Annotated in this window: 14 protein-coding genes; 8 read left to right on the top strand and 6 right to left on the bottom strand. The window is 32.5% G+C overall.

What is annotated here, in order from left to right:
• Positions 1-16 precede the first annotated feature (16 nt).
• The 6 genes from SB689_RS03875 to SB689_RS03850 form a co-directional block, all read right to left on the bottom strand.
• Entirely contained in the window at positions 17-1,255 is a 1,239-nt protein-coding gene (locus SB689_RS03875) for a T9SS type A sorting domain-containing protein (protein WP_410690819.1), read from the bottom strand.
• Positions 1,256-1,369: 114 nt separating this feature from the next.
• The gene (locus SB689_RS03870) at positions 1,370-1,984 is read right to left on the bottom strand and encodes a hypothetical protein (RefSeq protein WP_410690818.1); all 615 of its coding nucleotides are present in this window, start codon (positions 1,982-1,984) and stop codon (positions 1,370-1,372) included.
• A 52-nt stretch (positions 1,985-2,036) separates the two neighbouring features.
• A complete protein-coding gene (locus SB689_RS03865) occupies positions 2,037-2,717 on the bottom strand; it encodes a hypothetical protein (RefSeq protein WP_410690817.1) in 681 nt (226 codons plus the stop codon).
• A gap of 204 nt (positions 2,718-2,921) precedes the next feature.
• On the bottom strand, positions 2,922-3,089 hold the full coding sequence (locus SB689_RS03860; protein WP_410690816.1) for a bacteriocin-like protein: 168 nt from the start codon (positions 3,087-3,089) through the stop codon (positions 2,922-2,924).
• Between the two features lie 103 nt (positions 3,090-3,192).
• Complete coding sequence (locus SB689_RS03855) at positions 3,193-3,924, bottom strand: LytR/AlgR family response regulator transcription factor (protein ID WP_410690814.1); 732 nt, start codon at positions 3,922-3,924, stop codon at positions 3,193-3,195.
• Complete coding sequence (locus tag SB689_RS03850) at positions 3,893-6,832, bottom strand: histidine kinase (RefSeq protein WP_410690813.1); 2,940 nt, start codon at positions 6,830-6,832, stop codon at positions 3,893-3,895. The genes SB689_RS03855 and SB689_RS03850 overlap by 32 nt, the downstream gene beginning before the upstream one ends.
• Positions 6,833-6,973: 141 nt before the next feature.
• On the opposite strand from SB689_RS03850, the gene SB689_RS03845 reads away from it, so the two are divergent.
• From SB689_RS03845 to SB689_RS03810, 8 genes are all read left to right on the top strand, one after another.
• Positions 6,974-8,860, top strand: a complete 1,887-nt coding sequence (locus tag SB689_RS03845; protein WP_410690811.1) for a DNA topoisomerase IV subunit B — start codon at positions 6,974-6,976, stop codon at positions 8,858-8,860.
• A gap of 78 nt (positions 8,861-8,938) precedes the next feature.
• Positions 8,939-9,448 (top strand): hypothetical protein, encoded by a 510-nt coding sequence (locus SB689_RS03840; RefSeq protein ID WP_410690809.1) that lies wholly within the window; start codon positions 8,939-8,941, stop codon positions 9,446-9,448.
• The gene (locus SB689_RS03835) at positions 9,426-12,011 is read left to right on the top strand and encodes a DNA gyrase/topoisomerase IV subunit A (protein WP_410690808.1); all 2,586 of its coding nucleotides are present in this window, start codon (positions 9,426-9,428) and stop codon (positions 12,009-12,011) included. Before SB689_RS03840 ends, SB689_RS03835 begins: the two co-directional genes overlap by 23 nt.
• Before the next feature lie 13 nt (positions 12,012-12,024).
• Positions 12,025-12,585, top strand: a complete 561-nt coding sequence (locus tag SB689_RS03830; protein ID WP_410690807.1) for a hypothetical protein — start codon at positions 12,025-12,027, stop codon at positions 12,583-12,585.
• Positions 12,586-12,591: 6 nt separating this feature from the next.
• On the top strand, positions 12,592-13,245 hold the full coding sequence (locus tag SB689_RS03825; RefSeq protein ID WP_410690806.1) for a rhomboid family intramembrane serine protease: 654 nt from the start codon (positions 12,592-12,594) through the stop codon (positions 13,243-13,245).
• 30 nt (positions 13,246-13,275) lie between these two features.
• Positions 13,276-14,373 carry a helix-turn-helix domain-containing protein gene (locus tag SB689_RS03820; protein WP_410690805.1) on the top strand — a complete coding sequence of 366 codons (1,098 nt, stop codon included), beginning with the start codon at positions 13,276-13,278 and terminating at the stop codon, positions 14,371-14,373.
• 142 nt (positions 14,374-14,515) lie between these two features.
• Positions 14,516-15,301: an SDR family NAD(P)-dependent oxidoreductase gene (locus SB689_RS03815; RefSeq protein WP_410690803.1), complete on the top strand. Its 786-nt coding sequence runs from the start codon at positions 14,516-14,518 to the stop codon at positions 15,299-15,301.
• Positions 15,298-16,293 carry an NAD-dependent epimerase/dehydratase family protein gene (locus tag SB689_RS03810; RefSeq protein WP_410690802.1) on the top strand — a complete coding sequence of 332 codons (996 nt, stop codon included), beginning with the start codon at positions 15,298-15,300 and terminating at the stop codon, positions 16,291-16,293. The genes SB689_RS03815 and SB689_RS03810 overlap by 4 nt, the downstream gene beginning before the upstream one ends.
• Positions 16,294-16,298: the final 5 nt, after the last annotated feature.

Raw genomic sequence — 16,298 nt, 5'->3', positions numbered from 1 at the left:
TTAATTCTATGTTAGTTTATTTAGAAATAATCAGTTTTTGTGAACTGGTTTTTCCGTTTGATTTTATTTCAACAATATAATTTCCCTGAATCAGTTTTTCAATATTTAACTTAATACTTTGGCGACCGCTGTTAAGGTTTTCAGATTTTTCAAGAACTGTTTTTCCTGAAACATCGATCAATCTTACAGAAACAGTTTCTTTTTTAGAAAGAGTAGTCTGTATTTCGACAAAACTTTTGGCAGGATTTGGAACCATAAAAACATCTTTTTGTTCCGCTTGGCTGATTTCGGCTTTTGAAATGGCTTCCAGATCGGCAACTGGTGATTTTAAATCAAGACCGGATTCATTTTTTGTAGCTACTCGATCTTTCGTGTAACAGAAAGTGAAACATCTGATGCATACTACTTTTTTCTCTCTCGATTCAGTTACGCAAACCGTATAAGTTCCAGGATTCGTATAATTGTGGGATAAAGTAGATAGGATATAATTTTGTGCAGCACTTCCGTCACCCCAATTTACACTATATGAACTTCCAGGATTTCCGGGAGTTGAAACAAGAATCGGATTAAGTAGAGTTAAATTCGCAGTAGATGCGCTGGATGTTGTGTTGAATGATGTTTCAAGTTTGAAATCTGCCGTACAACCGTCACAAGATTTTACACAAATATTATCATAATACACTCTTTCGCTTGGGCTTGATGTGTAATCCGGAGATACCATTACGGCTGTGGAGTTATTCATCACATTATTGAAATCTGCACATGTCATTCCGGCCGACATCGTCCATGTTCCTTCAGAACTGCTAGGAAGAACACCTCCCGTACAATTGGCTATAGGTGCACGAACACGCACCCAACCGCTGTTCGGAGTTACGGTAACATTCGCTACAAATGAGATGATCTGGCTTCCCGACATAATATAAATTGTAGGATGAATTGGCGCACCATAACCTCCGTCTTTTTCAAGATAAAAATCGAAATAAAGACACTGTCCTAAATATTTTTGCCCTAAATTTTTAAAATCTGAGGGGTTAATATACCAAGAACCGCCAGATTTATCGTCTAATATGATATACTGTGTTCCGTCCAGTGCATTTGGGTTTCCGCTGGAAACACCAACCTGACCGTTTGGATAGGGAGCCGGAGTCCAAAGTCCCTGAGGGATATTAGGATCATTGAAATCTGAACATGGAGCCTGCGCATTCAAAAGGCATCCTAAAAGAAAGAAAAACGAGAAAAAATACATTCTTATCATAATGTGACATTGATTTTATAGATCAAAAACCAACAAAAACTTTAGAAATTAATACTCGATGATTTGGTTTGATTTTTCTGATAATTAGTTTTCTGAAATAGCTTTTTTATAGAATTATTTTATCCATTCCAGAATCTTTGTGGCTTTTTGGGTGTTTTCAAAACCGTCAACAGGAAAGTAGTTGAGCGTGTCTTTTTTTAGGATCTGTTTTGCCATACCGATAAGATTTTTTTGATGTTCGGGCATTATTGTAATATTATTTTTTTCAAGTTCGCGAACAATATATTCGGAACAATAATATTTTTTATTTCCTTCATCGAAATCAAAATCAAAGCTGATGTTTTCTTTTTCTGAGTTGATAAGAGATTGTTTTACATCATTAAATTTAATCTTATCAATGTCTTTAATCTTCCAGATAGAAAGATAATTCAGATCATCAGGTTTTATAAAATCACTGATTGTTTCGACATACAGATTATTCTTTTCATCATTTTTTTTAACATAAACATGATAAACGGTTAATGTATTATTTTCCACAAAACCGATTCCCAAATGAGAAGCATATTTATTGCTGATGTTGAAATCCTTTGCTACATTTCCCAATTTTCCTGTAGTTCCTCGCTGTATTAAATAAATAGAATTGCTATCAAATTCCAGATCTTTAATTTTATTATCCAGTGAAGGACTTTTATGAAAGGAGAAAATTACTATTATGAGCAAAATGCCCATAATAGTAAATATTGTTTTGAATTTTTTTAAGTTGAAAGCCATAATGAAAGAATTATTTACTTTCTAAATATCCACCTACGAACCAACCTACAGTTCCGCCAACGAAAGCTCCGATTGGCCCGGCAACCATGAATCCTACACCCATTCCGATTGCTCCGCCAATGAAAGGGCCGCCGTCTTTACTGAAAACATTGGTATTTAAAAGTCCTTGTTCATAGTTGAATCTAAGATCATTTAAACTTTCGATAAACTGTCTTTCGTTAGAGGCAAGATTTTGAAATCCCTGATTATGCTGTAGATCTGGAATATAATTGTTTGAAATTGCTATTGCCAGATCTTTTGCCATATCAGAATAACCAAGCTGTTCAAGAACCTGATCAAATGGTAACTGCGCCATATTAGCCGTTTGAGAAATAATGCTATTTACCTTGTCTAAAGATAATCTCTGAGCATTAGGAATTTGTGCAATCTGATAAAATTGATTAAGATCGCTTTGTGTAAGTACATAACTGGCTCCCTGTGAACCGACTTTAGATTTAATAAAACTTACAGAATGATTAAAAATATCAACATTAACAGTAGCTCCATTGAAAGAATTGGTTGAAACGAGGTTTTTACTCTGATTATTTTCAGTTTCCATATTGATATTGCTGTCATTATCGTCACTGCAAGAATAGAATAAGGATTGAGAGGTTACTAAACCGATAACGGTTAAAAATGTTTTTGTTTTCATGGTTATTAATTTTTTATGTTGGTTTCATAAAAGTATTCTGATATTTAATATCCCGTTATTGTGAATTAGCAAGTGTTAAACTTTAACTAATAAGTGTAGATTCATTTCTCTTAAATGTGATTTAGTTTTAATAAAATGTTTTATATACATAAAAATGCCCTGCAGTAGTCTACAGGGTATTTTAGCAATTAAAATGGGTTAATTTTAATTTGGATTATTCGGTTTAGGCTTTAAAATATCCCACATGGAACATACGCTCACGCAGGTTTGTACTAAGACAAAATCGCCCGCATAATCATTTCCACAGTAGCACGAATAACCGCCACTTACTGATTTTAACTCTTCTCTGGATAACTTCTTAATGTTTTTCATGATTATTCTGAATTAATTTATTTTTAAAATTCAAAAGTATCAGGATCAATAGTATTTCCCTATCGAAAATGTGTAAGTGTATCCGTTTTTCTAATAACTGTACCTAGTCTAAATGTTCAATTTTATATAGAAAATCGGTTTTTTTACGAACAGAAACATCCAGAATAGAATTATCCGTCATCACAACCTGCCCGCCTTTTCCTTTGATATATTCTTTGAGATGAAACAGATTTATAAGATGCTTATGATGAATTCTGAAAAAATTATGCTCAGAAAGATGTTCCTCAAATTCATGGAGTGTTTTAGATACAATAATTTTGGTTTTGTCTGAAAGATAAAATGTTGTATAGCTGGAATCTGCCTCGCAGCGTATGATGTCGGTAATATTGGTTAGTTTAAAACCTTGCAGCGTAGGAAGACTTATCTTATTTTGATTGGAATGCTGAACCGTCGAATTTTTATTTTTCTTGATATTTTCTAAGGCTTTATTTACCGCAATAATAAAGTCTATTTTCTTTATAGCTTTTAATAGATAGTCGGTAGCTCCGTTCTTTATGGCCTGAATGGCAAAATGTTCAAATGCCGTAATAAATATAATTTGGGAATCAATTTCACGGAATTTTGAGAGCAGATCGAAAGCTGTTCCGTCTTTAAGCTGTACGTCCAGAAACAGAATCTCAGGCGTATTTTTTGTAAGATAAATATAAGCTTCTTCTACACTTGAAGCCTGAAATACAACCTGAATTTCCGGAAATTCATTTTCTAATAAAAGAGAAATATAATCTCTTCCGTCTTTTTCGTCATCAATGATGCAGACTTGTGTTTTGGTTTTCATATGGTTTTATGTATAGTTTAATTTGGGTTCCAGATTTTTGCTGAGTGTCAGACAAATTATTGATTTCCAATTCGATATTAGTTTCAAAAAGCTGTTTGAAGGTTTCAATTCTTTTCTGGGATAATTTTACCCCAAATGAGTTGGTTTTTGCGATAGATTCAGACTTATTTGTTATTCCTGCGCCATTATCTTCGATCGTTATGCAAAGTGAAGAATCAATATGATCAAATGAAATTTCGATGATTCCTTTTCTTTTATTAAGGTTGGCAATCCCATGTTTAATGGCGTTTTCGGCGAAAGGCTGTATCAATAAAGAAGGGATGGTCCAGTTTTCATTTACCTTTTCTGAAACCGAGATTTTGTACTCAAACTGGTCTTTTAAACGCAGTTTTTCCATATTTAAATATAAAGAAAGATACTCAACCTCTTCTTTAATCGGCATAAAGGTTTTTTCTGAATAATGAAGCGTTTTTCTAATCATTTGCGAAAAAATATCAAGATAATTTTCCGTTTCCGGATAATCTTTTTTATAAAGCAGAAACTGAATAGAATTAAGGCAATTATAAATAAAATGAGGATTAATTTGTGCTTTTATCGCCTGTAATTCAAGCTCGGCGATCTTTTTCTCGTAATACAGGGTTTCGAGTTTTTTATTTCTTTTTTTCTGAAAATAAAATGTGATTAAAGTAAAAAGAAGAGCTGCGGAAGCAATAATCAATAAAAATTTAAACCACCATGTCTGCCAGAATTGAGGTTTGATCTCAAAAGAAAGATCCGATGAAACCTGAGATTGTTTACCATTATAACCCAATCCGAAAACTTTAAAAACATACTTTCCGGGCGGGATTGCATTGAATGTAATGGTTGATGAATTGCTGGTCTGCCAGTTTTCATTAAGCCCATCAATCTTATATTTATATTTTATTTTTCCTTGTGAGGAGTAATCCGGAAAACTAAGATTAAAAATAATATCATTGTTCGGAGATTGACCGATGAATTGGTGATTAAGATCGAGAAATTCTTTATTTCCAATGGTTACGGAATTAATAATTACTTTTTTATTAATAAATTTTTGCTGAGTAAAAAGTGATTTAATAGGTAAAACGCCCAATCCTTTTGAGGTTCCTGCATAAATGGTGTCATTTTTTATAACACATCCTGCAATAACATTGGAAGGAAGTCCGTCTGTTTGTGTAAAGTTGTTGATTTTTAATTTATTAGATTGAATTTCAACTCTGCATAGCCCTGAATTTGTACTTGCCCAAAAGGTATTTCCATTTTCAACCTCTATTTTTTTGATCTGGCTTGTTGTAAGTCCGTCTTTTTCTGTGATTTTTCTTATAATTCCTTTATTATTAAACAGAATGATCCCATTGAGATTGGTTGATCCCAAATATACGTTTGGTCTGAGCTTTTTGATATCCGTAAAATAATATCCTTCAAGAAAAAGACGCTTCTTTTTTGTTTTGATATTGAGTTTGTACAGATCTTTGAAGCTTCCCACAAAAATACTGTCTTTATCGTAAGGCAAAGCGTTGTAAACTCGTTCTTTCAGAATTTCCGTAAAGGTTTTGTTGATATAATTATAGGTTGTCAGCGCATCACTCGTACAAAGAAGAACCGAATTTTCAGTAAATGGAATGATATTTTTAATATTGCACTCACATAAAATATCTTTTTTTCCGGTAGCTGTATTGTATTGAATCAGACTTAAACTCAGTCCAAAAATAATGGTATTCCCTTTAGCAAAAATGGCTTTATGTTCAATTTTTCTGTCTTTCTCAAGAGTGATATTTTCTATTTTTTTTGAATTAAAAATTCCGCTTTTTGCTTCATTATAACCTAAGATGATATTTTTATCATTTTTAGTGATAGCAGTAATATAACCTGAATTGTTTTTAATAGGTAAATGAATATAATTTTTAAAAAACCTGTCAGCGATGAAAAAAATACCGTTGTTTCTGGTAGAAAACCATGCGTTATTATCTTTATCCATCATGATGTCATTGATAATATAATTGTCTAAAATCCTTGTGGGCGCAGAAATTTTTATCTTTTCTAATTCTAATAAAGATTCTTTGAAGTACAATGAACCTCCTTTTTCAAGACAAAGCCAAATTTTAAAGTTCTTGTCCACAATCATTTGATGGATATTTTCATTAATCGTGTAAGACTGCAGCTTTTTAAAATGAAAATTATTTTCTCTTTTATAAATTTCAATTGTTCTTTTAAACCTGAAAATAAAATAATCTCCTTTTCTGGAAATTGCAGTTCCTTTTTTTGATGAAATATTACACGGAGTTATTTTTTTACTTACAATATCGTACGCAGTTATTTTTGACTGTTGATCTGATAAATAAAGTAGATTTTTAGATTGATCAAAACCGAAAGCATAATAAACTATATTTGGATTATTACCTATGAATAAAGGGATTATAGTTACTTTTCCGTTCTTGTAAATGTAAATACTCTTTGGATTGTAAGTGGTGTAGATGATGAGAGAATCTTTATTGATATGAATGTCCGGATTATGTCCGAATTGTATTTTTCTGAGCTCTTTATTAGTGTCGGAATTAATGATTTTCCCGTTTTTGAGATAAGCAAAATCGTTTAAAAAAGGATTAATAAAGATTTCTCCGTTTGATAAAGGATAACATGCCAGAACATCAATGTTTTTGAGTCCGTTCTTTTTACTGTATTGCTTAAATTCTTTTCCGTCAAATCTAAACAGTCCGTTATCGCTTCCTACCCAGATAAATCCGTTGCTGTCCTGGCTTAGCCTGTAAGTATAGGAACTGTTTAGACCATTTTCTTCACTGTAATTTATCAGCCCCGGAATTTGCGCGGAAAAAGAGATGCAAAAGAAAATTATTAATGAAATTGAATAAAATATAGTTAATTTTTTCACATAAGTCTGAATAATACTGTAAATATATAATTTGGTTGATAATAGTGCAATAAATTGTGAATAAATATTAAAAAAACGGATAGAAAAAATTCGGATAATTTTGTTCAATTTCGTACTTTTGTATGTTTGCTGAAATAATATATGTCACAAGAAATAAATCCAATCTATTCCGAAGATAATATCAGAACCCTCGATTGGCAGGAGCACATTCGTTTACGTCCCGGAATGTATATCGGAAAGTTAGGAGACGGCTCGTCTGCTGATGACGGTATTTATATTTTGCTTAAAGAAATTCTGGACAACTCGATCGATGAGTTCAGAATGAAGTCGGGTAAGAGAATTGAAATAAAAGTGGACGACGGTAAAGTTATGATTCGTGACTTTGGCCGTGGAATTCCATTAGGAAAAGTGGTCGACGCTGTTTCCAAAATGAACACTGGAGGTAAATATGATAGTAAAGCCTTCAAAAAATCTGTAGGTCTGAATGGGGTAGGTACAAAAGCTGTAAATGCACTTTCAGAATATTTCCGTGTGAGGTCTTTCCGTGAAGGAAAAATGAAAATGGCAGAATTTTCCCGTGGAATGATCACGGAAGATTTTGAAGAAAAAGATACCTCAGACAGAAACGGAACCGAAATTTCTTTTGTTCCGGATGGCGAAATTTTCCTTCATTTTAAATACAGAAAAGAGTATATCGAAAGGATGTTACGTAATTATGCGTATTTGAATCCTGGATTAAAAATTCTTTTCAACGGAGAAACTTTTTATTCTGAAAATGGTCTTAAAGATTTGTTGGAAGAAGAAATGGAAAACGAAATTCTTTATCCTATCGTTCATTTGAAGGATAATGATATTGAATTGGCGATCACGCATTCTGACAAATCTCAGACGGAAACCTATTTCTCATTCGTTAACGGACAAAATACAACGCAGGGTGGAACGCACTTAAATGCCTTCCGTGAAGCGTATGTAAAAACGATCCGTGAATTTTTTAATAAGAATTTTGATGCTTCTGATATCAGAAAATCAATCATTGCAGCGATTTCAATTAATGTTGAAGAGCCTGTTTTTGAATCTCAGACGAAAACGAAATTAGGTTCAAACGATATTGGGCCAAACGGGCCGACAGTAAGAACTTTTATCATCGATTTCCTAAAAAGTAAATTAGATAATTTCTTACATAAAAATCCTGAAATTTCAGAAGCGATCCAGAGAAAAATACTAATCTCAGAAAGAGAAAGAAAAGAACTTTCCGGAATTCAGAAATTGGCGAGAGAAAGAGCTAAAAAGGTTTCTCTTCACAACAAAAAACTCCGTGATTGCAGACAGCATTACAATGATCAAAAGGCTGAAAGAAAAGGAGATACGCAGATTTTTATTACCGAGGGAGATTCTGCATCAGGATCAATCACAAAATCCAGACAAGTAGAAACTCAGGCGGTATTTTCATTAAAAGGAAAACCTTTGAACTGCTATGGTCTTACGAAGAAAGTAGTGTACGAAAATGAAGAATTCAATTTGCTTCAAGCTGCTTTAAATATTGAAGAAAGTCTTGAAGATTTAAGATATAACCACGTAATTATTGCAACAGATGCCGATGTCGATGGGATGCACATTCGTTTGCTAATGATCACATTCTTTTTACAGTTTTTCCCTGATCTGATTAAGAATGGTCACCTTTATATCCTTCAAACTCCATTGTTTAGGGTAAGAAATAAAAAGGAGACAAGATATTGCTATTCTGAAGTTGAAAGAGTGAAAGCATTAAACGAGTTGGGAAAGAACCCAGAAATTACACGATTCAAAGGATTGGGAGAGATCTCGCCTGATGAGTTTAAACATTTCATAGGTAAAGACATTCGTTTAGAACCTGTTGTGATCGGTAAAGATCAGACAATAGAACAGTTATTGGAATTTTACATGGGTAAAAATACGCCGGACAGACAATTATTCATCCTGGATAACCTTGTTGTAGAAGATCCGGATATTGATAAAAAAGAAATATTGAGTGAAGCTATAGAAGAATAAATAATACAAATACAATGATGAAAAAAGACCACTTAAAACACCAAAAAACAAAAACCACCAAAACACACAATAATTAATATGAGACTGAGTAACCGTAACAAAGCTTCGGTATATAACTTTGTGAATACGCTATTGATAATGGCAGTTTTAATCGGGATTGCACTTTTTCTTCTTGAAGAATATAGATTTAATATTTTAGGATTAGAAAGCTATTTTTTACTGGTTATTCCTGTTGCCTTACTAATAGCTTTTTACTTAAGAGGAAGACAAATTTTTGAATATGACAGCGATGGGGAAGCCCTTAATTTTAAAAACCGAAACATTGTTCCGTTTCTGGATAAGCCATTAAGCGATGAATTCCCAAAATACAAACTGATACGCTATGAAATAATAGACGTTTTTTACATTAAAAGACTTTACGTTACAATTTCAAGCAAAAACAGCGGATCTACAATGCTGAAATATGAAATTTCGTACCTCACAAAAAAAGAAATAGTAGATTTAAAGTTCTCTTTAAACAAAGTCGTAAAAGCTAATAACGAGAAAAAAGAGTTAAAAATAAAAGATGACAGAAGAACACTCTCATGAAGGTGAAAGCTTAAAAAAAGTTTCCGGTCTTTACAAAGATTGGTTTCTTGATTATGCATCGTATGTAATTTTAGACAGGGCAATTCCGTCTGTTTATGACGGTTTGAAGCCTGTTCAGCGAAGAATCATGCACTCCATGCGTGAGCTGGAAGACGGTCGTTACAATAAAGTTGCCAATATCGTTGGAAATACCATGAAATATCATCCTCATGGTGATGCCTCTATTACCGATGCAATGGTAGCGATAGGCCAAAAGGAGCTTTTGATAGATACTCAGGGAAACTGGGGAAATATCTATACAGGAGATTCTGCAGCAGCGGCGAGATATATTGAAGCGAGATTAACGCCTTTCGCATTAGAAGTTGTCTTCAATCCTAAAACAACGGAGTGGGCAAAATCTTATGACGGTAGAAATAACGAACCGATCGACCTTCCTGTAAAATTCCCATTGCTTCTTGCACAGGGAGTTGAGGGAATTGGTGTTGGACTTTCAACCAAAATTCTTCCTCATAATTTTAATGAATTAATTAATGCTTCTGTTGCCTATTTAAAAGGTAAAAAGTTTGAAATATTCCCGGATTTCTTAACCGCTGGTTTTTTAGATGTTTCTGAATACAACGACGGTCACAGAGGCGGAAAAGTAAGAGCCAGAGCCAGAATTACGCAGACAGACAAGCATACTTTGGTCATTACTGAACTTCCTTTTTCTAAAAATACGAGCGATTTAATTGATTCGATTTTAAAAGCGAATGAAAAAGGGAAAATCAAAATCAAAAAAATTGAGGACAATACTTCTGATAAAGTAGAAATCCTTATTCACCTTCCTAATGACTCTTCGCCTGATAAAACAATTGATGCTTTATATGCATTTACAGATTGTCAGGTAACGATTTCTCCGAATGCGTGTGTAATTGTTGGTGATAAACCAATGTTCCTGAATGTTTCTGAGATTTTAAGAATGAATACTGATCACACAGTTTCATTGCTTAAAAAAGAATTGGAAATTGAACTTCACGAGTTACAGGAAAACTGGCATTTCTCTTCATTGGAAAGGATTTTCATTGAAAACAGAATCTATCACGATATTGAAGAAGTTGAAACCTGGGATGATGTTTTATTAACAATCGACAAAGGTTTAAAACCTCACACGAAACATCTTTTAAGAGCCGTAACACAGGAAGATATTCTTCGATTGACTGAGATCAGAATTAAGAGAATTTCAAGGTTCGATTTAGATAAATTTAAAGAAAATATTGCTGCTCTTGAAGGTAAAATTGAGCTGGTAAAACATAATTTGGCTCACCTTATTACTTATGCGATTGATTATTATTTAAATATTCAAAAGAAATTTGGTAAGGATAGAGAAAGAAAGACTGAGCTTAGAATTTTCGATACTATTGACGCGAGTAAAGTTGCCGTAGCCAACGAAAAATTCTATGCCAATTTTGAAGAAGGTTTCATCGGAACTTCTCTGAAAAAAGATCAGTATTTATTCGACTGTTCAGATATCGATGATATTATTACTTTCAGAAAAGACGGAAGCATGAAAGTCGTAAAAGTGGAAGCCAAAACTTTTATCGGAAAAGACATTTTGCATGTCGCAATTTTCAAGAAAAACGATAAGAGAACGGTTTACAATATGATCTATCGTGAAGGAAGAGACGGACCGTATTACATGAAACGTTTTTCCGTAACGGGTGTGACCAGAAATACAGATTATCCGTTGGCTTCAGATAAAAAATTCTCTGAAATGCTTTATTTCTCAGCTAATCCGAATGGTGAAGCAGAAACAGTATCCGTACTTTTAAAGCCAAATCCAAGAATCAGAAAAAATAAAATGGATATCGATTTCTCCGAATTAGCCATCAAAGGACGTGATTCTAAAGGAAATTTGGTAACCAAATATTCTATTAAAAAAGTTGATCTTAAAGAAGAAGGTGTTTCTACATTGGCACCAAGAAGAATTTGGTTTGATGATACCGTGAGAAGGCTGAACGCAGACGGAAGAGGAACTTTATTGGGAAGCTTTAAAGGAGACGATAAAATATTAATTGTCACCGGAAATGGAGAGGCTAAATTGATTTCTTTTGATCTAGGAAACCGCTTCGATGACGAATATCTGATCTTAGAAAAATGGAGACCTAATCAGCCCATCACATGTATTTACTATGATGGTGAAAAGGAAATTTATTTTATCAAAAGATTCCTTTTGGAGAATAATACAAATCCGCAAGCCTTTATGCCGTCGGAACATCCTAAGTCATTTATCGAAAATATAATTGTAGCAAATGGCTGTACTGCAGAGATCGCTTTTGCAAAGGATAAAGGGAAAGAACGCGATCCTGAAACGGTAAATATTGATGAATTTATTGCCGTGAAAGGAATTAAAGCTATTGGAAATCAGTTTACTAAATTTAAAGTTAAAACAATCAACGTAACCATTCCTGAACCTGAAGAGGAAGAGCCGGAAGTATATGAAGAATCTGAAAATACGGAAGGAACTGATGATGATGGAGGCGTGATCGGTGATTTGTTTGATGCAGGAGAGCCTGAAAATCAATAGATTTTACAACTAAATGAAAAGAATATTATTTCCGATTGCAATTTTCGTGATCAGTTTTTCTTGCAAAGAGAAAAAAGAAAAGGTAACTGAACCAGAAGTTGTTGAAACCAAAGTTATTGATTCTGTTCAAAGTGTAACTTCAGAAGAAATAACTGATGAAGAACCTCGAAAAGAAGATACCGACTATGAAATGGTCAGTGAAAAGGATTTCAAGCAATGGAAAGGCGAGTATCATTTAGATTATCTTGATTATGCAGGAGAAAATGACGGAACAAAATTGAAAGCCAAATTAGTATTAGATGGCTCTGAAGATGGTCATTTCTATCTTTGGTATGAAAAACCGAGTGATACCGCAAAATTAGGGATGCATCATGTATACGGAAGTTTTGGTAAGGCAGATAATGAGAATACAGCCATTAAATTTTTACCCGAAATCGTAATTGACAGAGAAAATACAGGAATTGATCTAGACTTTTTCTTATACAATAAAAACAATGCGTTTTATATTAAAAGTGAGATGATTCCTTCTGAAGGTGGAGCAACAAAAGAGCTTCCGATTCAAAAAATTAAATAAAAAAATATGAATATTTTAATATTAGTTATAATTGCTACGGGTATTATCAGCTTTATTGCTTTTAATAATATTGGCATTTTCGAAAAGTATAAATTTAATGTTGGGGCAATCCAAAATAGAAAAGAATACATTCGTTTGCTTTCTGCAGGATTTCTTCATGCGGATATTATGCACCTGATTTTTAATATGATGACACTTTATTTCTTCGGGCCTATTGTTGTCAAAGGTTTTGGAAATGTCGGATTTTTAATTGTTTACTTCGGATCTATATTATTAGGAAATATATTTTCATTGTTTCTATATCAAAAACAGCCGTGGTATTCTGCAATTGGTGCGAGTGGAGGAGTTTCAGGGATATTATTTGCCTCGATTGCAATGATTCCTGCTCTTAAAATATATATATTCTTTATTCCTATTGGAATTCCAGGATTTATTTTTGGACTTATATATTTCAGTTATTCGGTTTATATGATGCTAAATCCAAAACAAAATGATAATATTGGTCATGCTGCCCATTTAGGGGGAGCATTTTTTGGATTGGTTTATGCAATTGCGCTTGCACCCGGAAAAGCAATCGAAAACTCATTATACATTGGAATTATGGCACTTCCATTACTATATTTAAGTTATGAGATCTTTGTAAGAAAAAGAATAGGTTAAAAAACATTTTTAACTAAAATAGTAAAACCAATGAGCGCATCAGAGTTAAACAATTTCATCGTTATACTTATTTATGGTTCATTGGTTTTACTTTCTTTATTAAAGCTTGCCAATCCACTAAAAGTTAATAAAAAAGCCAATCTTTGGTTTGGGATATTTCTTTTTTTATGGTCAACTTTTTGGTTGGATGAGGTTTTGTTTCTAATTACACAGTCTACCATTGAAGTTCATTCGCTTTTTTTGGTGCGTTTTATTCAGTTTTTGACGCCGATTGTCTTTTATTTCAGTGTATTATTTTATACAAATCCGGCTTTTAAGTTTAAAATTTCCGATCTTAAATATGCGGTGCTTCCTGTAATTTTTTTAGTGAGCATTGTATTGGTTGAGTTCAGATTTTATACTTTCCAATATGTTATTATAGGTTTGATTCTTTTTCAGGCTTTATTTTATACGGGACTTTCTTATTTTACCATCAGAAAACATCAAAGAAAAATTCAGCTATTTTCTTCAAATACAGAAGGAATTAACCTAAACTGGCTGGAATATATTATCCTTATTATTTTTATCGTAAGCATTATTTATACGATTTATAACCTCTCTTACAATGCTAATTCACTGAATTTTTTCATTAATCTGATCTTTTTATTAGTTATTTATTTCGTAGCTTATAATTCTTTAAAACAAAAAGAAATTTATCCGGTTGAAGAAAAACTGCGTGAAGAATTAATTTCAATTAATGATGATTCTGAAACGGAAGAATTAAAGAGGAAATTGATTTCTGATGAAGAATTAGTAAGAATTAAAGTTCAGTTGGAAGAACTAATGAACAGCCAAAAACCTTATTTGGAAAGTGAACTTAATTTGATCAAACTTTCAGAGCTTTTATCCATTTCCACCCATCATTTGTCTTATGTGATCAATACAGGATTTCAAAAGAATTTTTTCCAATACGTCAATGAATATAGAATTGAACATGCTAAAAAATTATTGAAGGATAATACTAAACTTTCGATTTTAGGAATAGCATATGAATCGGGATTTAATTCTAAGACTTCTTTTAATACAACTTTCAAAAAATTCACCGATCAGACTCCTTCCGAATTCAAAAAAATAAGTTCAGGTTTATAATTTTTAACTTTTATTTATTTTAATTAATTGATTTTTAATCGATTAGTTTGTTTTAGTTTTTCAATTAAAATCTGTTCATTCAGATAGGTTGGAACATTAAAAAGACTTTACAAAGATACTTTTGTACCATAAAATTTGCTTTATGGAAACGAAAGAGTCTTACGCAGTTGTCACGGGAGCCAGTCAGGGCTTGGGAAAAGCATTTGCCGAAAGTTTAGCTAAGAAAAAAATTAACGTCATTTTAATAAGTCTTCCAAATCAAAATCTTGAAGCTTTGAGCTTAGAAATTGCTGAAATATATGATGTAAAAACCCAATATTATGAAGTCGATCTTTCTATCAACGAAAATATTTTCAAACTGACAGAATGGTTAAATAATTCCTTCAATATTCATATTTTAATTAATAATGCGGGTTTAGGAGGAACGAGAAAATTTTTAGACGCAACTCCACATTACATTAATACAATTCTACAGGTAAATATTACAGCGACTTCTTTAATTACGCATCAATTATTACCCAATTTATTGAGCCAGCCAAAAGCATATATTCTAAATGTTTCGAGTATGGCAGCCTTTTCTCCGATTGGTTTTAAAACTGTTTATCCGGCTTCCAAAACTTTTATTCATTCATTTTCAAGAGGTCTGCATGAAGAATTAAAAGACACCAATGTTTTCGTAAGCGTCGTAAATCCGGGAGCGATGAAAACTAATATTGATGTCTGTAAAAGAATTGAAAAACAAGGATTTTTAGGAAAATTGACTTTGCTAGATCCTAATAAAGTGGCTAGATATTGCATTGACCGACTTTTTAAGAGAGATTCTGTAATTATGGTAAATCCTATCAGTTGGCTGTTTATGAAAGTTTTACCAATTTGGATTAAGCTACCTTTAATGACCAACGCGATCAAAAAAGAAATCGAAGCATGAAAAAAGTTTTTGTTACCGGAATTACAGGACTTCTTGGAGCTAATGTTGTTATAAAATTATTAGAAAATGGTTATTTTGTTATTGCTTTGGTGCGCCAGAAAAGTGGCTATTTAGGTGAAAAAAATGAGAACCTACAACTGATTGAAGGTGATTTGTTTTCCGAAGTTTCATCGTATTTGGTGGATGTGAGTTTTGTTATTCATATTGCTGCGGAAACAAGTCAGAGTCTTCTTTTTTATAAAGATTATAAAAGAGTTAATTATTATGCAACGATTAATTTATTCTCTCAATCAGAGAAAGCTAATGTTCAGAAATTTTTATTTGTGAGTTCTGCGAATACATTGGGTTTTGGAAGTTTGGAAGAATTAGGCAATGAAAATTTTAAACAAAAATATCCTTTCACTCAATCATTTTACGCTAAAAGTAAACTGGAAACAGAAAATTATCTTCTTAGAAATAATAAAACCACAGAAGTCATTATTTTAAATCCAACTTTTATGATTGGAAAATATGACAACAAGCCAAGTTCAGGAAAAATCATTTTTTGGGTTTGGAAAAAGAATATTGTTTTTTATCCAAAGGGTGGAAAAAATTTCGTTCACGCAGAAGATGTTGCCAACGGAATTTTTCAAGCTATTGAAAAAGGGAAAAATGGTGAAAAATATCTTTTAGCCAATGAAAATTTAAAATATAAAGAGTTCTTTAAAAGAGTAAATAAAGTAACAGATCAAAACCCCTTGACGGTTCCAATTCCGAACTTTTTATTGATATTTCTTGGATGGATTGGAGATATTTTAAGATGTTTTAAAATCAAAACAGATCTAAGCTCATCAAATATGAAAGCCCTGAGAATTGACAATTTTTACACTAATCAAAAATCAATCGATGAACTGGGAATGAAATATCAGCGTATTGAAAATGCAATTGAAGATGCTGTTGAATTTTTCAAAAATAAAACCGCCTCAAAAGCTGAGACGGTTAAAAAAATATAATTAGC

Origin of the sequence: Chryseobacterium sp. SIMBA_038, assembly GCF_046535115.1 — a bacterium.
Lineage (GTDB): Bacteria > Bacteroidota > Bacteroidia > Flavobacteriales > Weeksellaceae > Chryseobacterium.
Note: the sequence above shows the minus strand (reverse complement) of the source record. Positions and strands in the feature narration are given on the sequence as shown.